The sequence below is a fragment of the Streptomyces sp. NRRL WC-3549 genome (assembly GCF_000721935.1).
Classification (GTDB): domain Bacteria; phylum Actinomycetota; class Actinomycetes; order Streptomycetales; family Streptomycetaceae; genus Streptomyces.
In genome coordinates this window covers 129459-129898 of record NZ_KL585425.1, presented here as the reverse complement: position 1 = coordinate 129898, position 440 = coordinate 129459, and positions in this window count along the sequence as shown.

The following is a 440-nucleotide window of genomic DNA, read 5'->3' as shown; positions in this document are numbered from 1 at the left end:
GACCTCACCGGAACATCACACAAGCCCCACTGACCTGCGGAAATGAGCTTGGCGGAGCCTCACTGGAGGGTAGACCGGCACCGGGGCGTGTCCGCGGTGAAGACCGACGGCAGCGCGTTGGTGAAGCGGTACGGGAAGGACGTCGTCGTCACCGTGCAGCCGGCATCCGACGGCGGGTTCGACGTGTTTCCCGAGTCCAGTGGCACGGTCGAGCAGGGCTGGGGGCGTCCGTCACGGTCGGGCGATGGCAGGGTTCCGCCAGTACGGCCGGGTAGCGGCGCAACCACACCGGCCCAACCGCTCCGGTCGGTAGGCCGACCGCGTCCGCCGGAAAACCGTTCGACGCCGCAGCCCCGTTCCGTCATGCTCAGGGACATGTTCCGGTACGCCTTCCTCGCAGCACGGCCCGCAGTCGCTGTCTCTTATACACATCTCTGAGC